Annotated in this window: 7 protein-coding genes; 5 read left to right on the top strand and 2 right to left on the bottom strand. The window is 44.7% G+C overall.

Going from position 1 to position 6,035, the window contains the following annotated elements; genetic code table 11:
* The 4 genes from OI69_RS05910 (at window position 1) to OI69_RS18805 (ending at window position 4,112) form a co-directional block, all read left to right on the top strand.
* Window positions 1–777, top strand: a complete 777-nt coding sequence (locus OI69_RS05910) for an ABC transporter ATP-binding protein (protein ID WP_039347276.1) — start codon at window positions 1–3, stop codon at window positions 775–777.
* 16 nt (window positions 778–793) lie between these two features.
* On the top strand, window positions 794–1,549 hold the full coding sequence (locus OI69_RS05915; protein WP_039347278.1) for an ABC transporter permease: 756 nt from the start codon (window positions 794–796) through the stop codon (window positions 1,547–1,549).
* Window positions 1,550–1,751: 202 nt separating this feature from the next.
* The gene (locus OI69_RS05920) at window positions 1,752–2,816 is read left to right on the top strand and encodes a DUF1176 domain-containing protein (protein ID WP_039347281.1); all 1,065 of its coding nucleotides are present in this window, start codon (window positions 1,752–1,754) and stop codon (window positions 2,814–2,816) included.
* A 708-nt stretch (window positions 2,817–3,524) separates the two neighbouring features.
* A complete protein-coding gene (locus OI69_RS18805) occupies window positions 3,525–4,112 on the top strand; it encodes a hypothetical protein (RefSeq protein WP_052198318.1) in 588 nt (195 codons plus the stop codon).
* A 133-nt stretch (window positions 4,113–4,245) separates the two neighbouring features.
* Here OI69_RS18805 and OI69_RS05930 read toward each other — a convergent pair whose 3' ends face one another.
* Window positions 4,246–5,241 (bottom strand): type II toxin-antitoxin system PemK/MazF family toxin, encoded by a 996-nt coding sequence (locus OI69_RS05930; RefSeq protein WP_080752612.1) that lies wholly within the window; start codon window positions 5,239–5,241, stop codon window positions 4,246–4,248.
* Between the two features lie 76 nt (window positions 5,242–5,317).
* Window positions 5,318–5,512 carry a type II toxin-antitoxin system HicB family antitoxin gene (locus tag OI69_RS05935; RefSeq protein WP_039347287.1) on the bottom strand — a complete coding sequence of 65 codons (195 nt, stop codon included), beginning with the start codon at window positions 5,510–5,512 and terminating at the stop codon, window positions 5,318–5,320.
* 240 nt (window positions 5,513–5,752) lie between these two features.
* Here OI69_RS05935 and OI69_RS20040 point away from each other — a divergent pair, with 240 nt between their 5' ends.
* Window positions 5,753–5,923, top strand: a complete 171-nt coding sequence (locus tag OI69_RS20040) for a hypothetical protein (protein WP_167335183.1) — start codon at window positions 5,753–5,755, stop codon at window positions 5,921–5,923.
* Window positions 5,924–6,035 lie beyond the last annotated feature (112 nt).

The raw sequence follows: 6,035 nt of genomic DNA on the forward strand, positions 1-6,035 counted from the left end.
ATGAGTTTCGTTAAATTTGAGAAAGTCAGTCTGGGCTACAACAGCAGCCAATTGGCGATCAAAGAGATCGACTTCAGTATTGAAGAAAATGAGTTTGTCGCGCTGGTCGGCCCGTCAGGCTGCGGCAAGTCAACGTTTATGAAGCTGACTTCCGGGTTAATCGCCCCAACGGAGGGCTACGTTTTCGTCAATAACCGTGAGGTCGCCGGGCCACAAAAATGCGTCGGGATGGCGTTTCAGGCGTCAAATTTACTCCCCTGGCGTACCACGCTGGAGAATGTCATGTTGCCTATGGAAATCGTGGAGCCGTACCGCTCCACCTTCCGGGCGAAGCGACGTGAATACGAGCAACAGGCGCGTGACCTGCTGAAACGGGTAGGTTTGTCTGGCTGCGAGCATAAATATCCGTGGGAGTTGTCGGGGGGCATGCAGCAGCGTGCCTCGATTTGTCGGGCATTGATTCATAAGCCGCGCCTGCTCATGCTGGATGAGCCCTTTGGCGCACTCGATGCTTTCACCCGTGAAGAGCTGTGGTGCATGGTGCGCGATCTCTGGCAGGAAGAGCCGTTTACCGTGGTGCTGGTGACGCACGATCTGCGCGAGGCCGTGTTTCTGGCCGATACCGTCTACGTTATGAGTACGCGCCCCGGACAGATCCTCGCACGCCGGGAAATCGATCTGCCTCGCCCGCGCGATCTCCAGATTACCTACACCGATACGTTTTCCCGCTATGTCTTTGAACTGCGTGAACATATCTCTTCGCAACGCCACACCTAAAGGAGAACGCCTCGCTATGTCACGAGCAACACTGATAAGACTCGCTCCCTGGGGGCTTCTGCTGTTACTGGGCGGGATCTGGCAGATGGTGGTGGTCGGCTTGCAAGTACCGAGCTACCTCTTTCCTTCATTGAGCGACGTCTACCGTTCGCTCATCACCGATTGGCAGCCTATCGCCGCCCACTCGCTGCAAACCCTTTATACCACGCTGGTAGGGTTTGCACTGGCGGTCATTGTGGGGGTGTTGTTGGGCGTCGCCGTCGGGGCGTCGTCACTGGTTTACAAAGCAGTTTATCCGCTGCTGGTCGGGTTTAACTCGATTCCAAAAGTGGCATTTGTACCGGTGCTGGTCGTCTGGTTCGGCATTGGCACCATACCGGCTATCGCGACCGCTTTTCTCATCTCTTTTTTCCCTATCGTCGTCAATGTGGCAACAGGTTTGGCAACCGTGGAGCCAGAGATGGAAGACGTTTTGCGTTCCCTCGGCGCTTCCCGCCTCGATATCCTGAAAAAAGTCGGCTTACCCCGCTCCCAGCCCTATTTCTTTGCGTCGTTAAAAGTGGCTATCACGCTGGCATTTGTCGGTTCGGTGATTTCGGAAACGGTCGCCTCCAACTTAGGCATTGGCTATTTGATGATGTCAGCCAGTTCCAATATGAACATGGCGCTCGTCTTCGCTGGGTTGCTGGTGATCGGTGCCATGGGCGTTGTGATGTATGAAATCTTCGCCTTTATCGAGAAAAAAATGACGCACTGGGCACACCGCGGGTAAAACCAACCAAACACACATGAGCGCCATACAGAACGCTCTCTCGTGCGGCTAGGGATATATCCCATTGCCGCACACCCCTTCTGCCCACATGAGTACGGGCTTAACACTGATTTTCCTCGCACGTCGCCCGAATCCCCCTATATTATTACTGTTCACGACAGGCGTGATAATCTGCCACACTATCATCAAGGATCTGATAAAAATGACTTTTTCTGTCTCCTACCGCGTTAAGATCCTAACTACTCTCATCGCAGCAGCCCCGACTCTGGCATTGAGCACCCCATTTGCCGATAGCACATTTTTTCATAAAGACTGGGAACTGGTCTGCGATAACACGCTGACGTGCCGGGCAGCAGGCTATTCTTCAGAAGAACAGTACTCAGGAGAAGGGGATGTTCCCGCTGTATCACTGCTTCTCACCCGCCATGCCGGGCAAAATACGGCGATAACGGCCGACGTCACACTCGCTGAAGTCGATAAAGAGATTCCAAAAGACACAAAACTGACACTCACCATTGATGGCGTGGATAAAGGCCTGCTCACGGCGGCGGGTGACAATCTCTGGCAGCTCAATGACAAGCAAATCCCTGTCGTATTACAGGCGCTAAAAGGAAACGGAAACGTCGCATTTAGTCACAATGGCCTCGTCTCCGCACTATCTGGGGCGGGAGCCTACGCGGTGCTGTTAAAGATGGATGAGAAACAAGGTCGCATCGATACAACGGATGCCATCACCAAAAAAGGAAGCAAAAGCAGTGCATTACCGGCTGTCGCCGCCCCTGTCATCCATGCTGCGGTCACAAAACAGGCACCCTCACGAGATCTGACAGATGCGGAACAAACGGCGATCCAGAAGAAGCTGCTTAAAACGCTCAATGGCGACTGCGATAGAATGCCACCGCAAGATGGTCAGGAAGCGGAACCCATTGAACTGACACCTCTTAATGACAGCCTGTCCCTGCTCAGCACCCTTTGCTGGCGCGCGGCTTATAACGAAGGCTACGCCTACTGGGTCATCGATAACGCCATGCAAACGCAACCACAGCTCGTGACGACAGATGGCACAGATTATGGCGAGGGGGAAATTGCGGCGGTGCAGAAAGGGCGTGGACTGGCAGACTGCATGAGCAATGAATCCTGGACATGGGATGGTAAAGCATTCCAGCAGAGCAGTGTCTCGATCACCGGGTTATGTCGCATGATCCGACTCGGCGGCACCTGGGATTTACCGCTCTGGACGACGACGGTGATAAAATCAGGCGAGTGAAAAGCATTGAGTCATCCGCTGGCCTCAGATTCAACCGTTGAGAAATATGTGAAGCCTGGCAAATGTATAGGATTTCAAATCTCATCCTGTCCTATACACATTGGCTGGTAGATTTAGATAGACGCGGGTTTTCCCTGAACGACTGAGAAATCGTGGGAAGCCTTGTGGTGACTGGGTTTAATGGATTTGGGTAGACGTTGGAATATGTGTAATTGGAGCGAGTGAAGGGAATCGAATAAATCACATAATGCATTGATATTAAAATGAATTACCTATCTTTAATCTTTGTAGCTATACGCATTTCTATACATATTCACTCTCGCTTGAATTTTACCAATAGCGAAACCTTGATTTTAGTGTGAAGAGTAAAAACGTAGAAAATAGCATTCATTAATAGGTATAAACGTTGTCTGGTAGCACCTTACCACTACTAACCACTGCTGTTTATCTCGATGAAACGTAACTACCGGAGAAGATAACCTTATCCCTTCGGCTCAATCCCCTAATCTCGAAAATATCTAAAAATAACCTTAAGCACATCCCGGCCTTGTGAAGATTGTGAAGATTGTGAAGATTGTGAAGATAAATATTAATTTTATCTTTATTTTCAATAGGTAATTAAAAATAACAACATAACTATTGACTCAAAAAACAAACAACATCACCATAAACAAATCAAATATGATAAAAACAAACTAAGGTTTTGATATGAGAACGATAGAAATTAGCCAAGAAACCTTTGATCGTCTGGCTAAATATGCAACTGGGTTTGATACACCAGAAAATGTCATAAGCCGTCTATTAGATACACAAGAAGTAGAACTCAGCCAGCGACCAGAACTCACATTCAAGCCAGAGAGTGAAGAGCTTTTTAAACAAGAACTTATAAGAACCAAATATGCAAAAGTGGAACTATATAAGGCCGATGGGAGTAAAGAGGAAGGAGAGTGGAATGCAAGAACCATTAATCAGACATCATCACTTCGCAGTAATCTTTGGTCTGGTTATCTACGGAACTGGAAGGAAAAAGGCATCATTCGTGCCGTTTTTACAATCAAAGAAAATAAAAATGGGATAGATGTAAAAAGAAGTGCTATTTATAAAAATTTCAAAATAAACCAATTAGATACAGGAACCATCACTGTATATAATGCTGGTGAAATTGTTGATACCGTAATGCCTGTTTTGAGAGTAATAGCTCAGGAAATAGGCGTGTCGCCTGTGAATTCGAACGGAAACGATAGAAACACAAGACAGTTAGGGCAACTTATCATCGAAAAATTATCAACTTACTGAAACAACAAGACCACCCTAAGGTGGTCTTGTTGTACATCTTTTATGTTCGTCGGCGTGCGTTTTTCAGCGTCATGGAGAGAGGGCCGTCTCTTTATCTCCACCTTGTACATTCATTTAATCAAAAATGAGCAAACTAGTCAAGTCCTATATACTCATCAACTTCACTATCCACTTCATCCAGTGATTCACAATTCGATGATGCTATGTATAGCTCGCTAAGTATTTTATATTTATGTTTCATTTTATCTAGCTCTTGCCTTAGCAATATAGAGTCTGAATCTAAAGATTGTTTCTCTGCCTCTAAATTAGATAACTTTTCTTCTTTTTCGAGGAGGTCTTGCTTTATTTTAGGAAGACCAATAGAGGATAGTAGAGCTATTTCTAGCTTCCATCTATCTCGTCTGTTTATTAGTCGAGTGTAGCATTCATCCCGAAAAAAAATTTTAACATTACGATTTTTTGCATTCGGAGGAAGAATTCTCGCTGGAGAAACAGTCTGAATCATTTCACACAATACATAACTATTTTTATCGTTTGAAAATTCATGTATAAATCGAGTGGATTCTTCCTCTAACTCAAAAACCGATTTATTTAGCGGATATGAATCTGGTTTTTTCGATGTAATAGGAACTATCTTGACACCATGTTTATCGGCGCTGACTACAATAGCAGGTCTACGTTTATGCATTTCTCCACTTTGATGAGTGCAAGGATAAGAATATGTATCTTTTATTTCCCCTATAAAATTTGCCACTTGATAAACATGACCAAACTCAACAATAACTATTGATCCTTTTTTAACAACCCCCCAAAAAGGAACTTTTTTTCGCATAGACGTTTGATTTAGATAAATATCACTAGAAGTGTCTTTATCAATCAACCAAACACCATATACTCCTTTCTTTATTCCTAAAACGAATTTAACTTTCCAACGATAGTTAGCATGGCCTAAAAATGACTTAGTTATGAAAAATGGTGTATTTTTGTAATTTATAGGAAGTAAGAATTCGTCAATATCATCATAAATTTCCTTACCTAATAAAACATCGCACCCCATAAAGTTACCTTGCTTATAATAACATATTGTTATATTTGCCATATGATTTTGAATAGCTCCACGAAAATACATTCCACCTTACATAAGATAAAAATTATTATGTGCCAATTTTGCAGCCAGAACAATTTTTACTAAATATCTAACGCAATCACCCCTTCGGCTCAATCCCCTGCTTACGAAGCTCTTTACGGGCAAGTTCTTTGAACCAGTTGCCGAGGCTAACACCTTCTTTCTCTACGACCTCATCAAGCTGTTCACGTAGCTCAGGCGAGATGCGTATCTGGAAAGTCGGTGATTTCCCCGATGATGAAGATTTTTTCGTATCGCGTTTTATCGTTGACATGTACGTACCTTTTTAACTATGCTGAGTTTTATAGGTACGTACACTATCACAAAAGCACATTACACTCATCATCAGTTTCGCCCCTGAAAGGTATGCGACTACCAGACAGGGGCTGACCACAACGTTATAGGACTAACGACATGGCTATCAGCAAGTCTAGCAATTCTCTTATTGATAAGCACCTTAAACAAGTTAAGCGTTATTTTAATCAGTTCGGGCAAAAGGTTGTGGAGGTGGGCTATGTTCGATAACACACCTCTGGAACAAGAAGAAATCATCGATCAGTGCCGAGCGTTGATCTACGCCGTTATCGAGACCAAACAGCCACAGGTTAAAGAGATCCTGACGTTCATCCTCTGGGAAAGGCTCGACTGGTTGTATCAGGATTTTTATGCGGAAGATACTGTATGAATACAGTATTCGACTACATTGACTAATATCTCTCTAATACTACCTTTTTAAAAGGAATTTATTTATTCACAACTGCTCGTTAGTATCTATATCCGTGATCATTGAAGGTGCT

It is taken from the genome of Pectobacterium fontis (genome assembly GCF_000803215.1).
Taxonomy (GTDB): Bacteria; Pseudomonadota; Gammaproteobacteria; order Enterobacterales; family Enterobacteriaceae; genus Pectobacterium; species Pectobacterium fontis.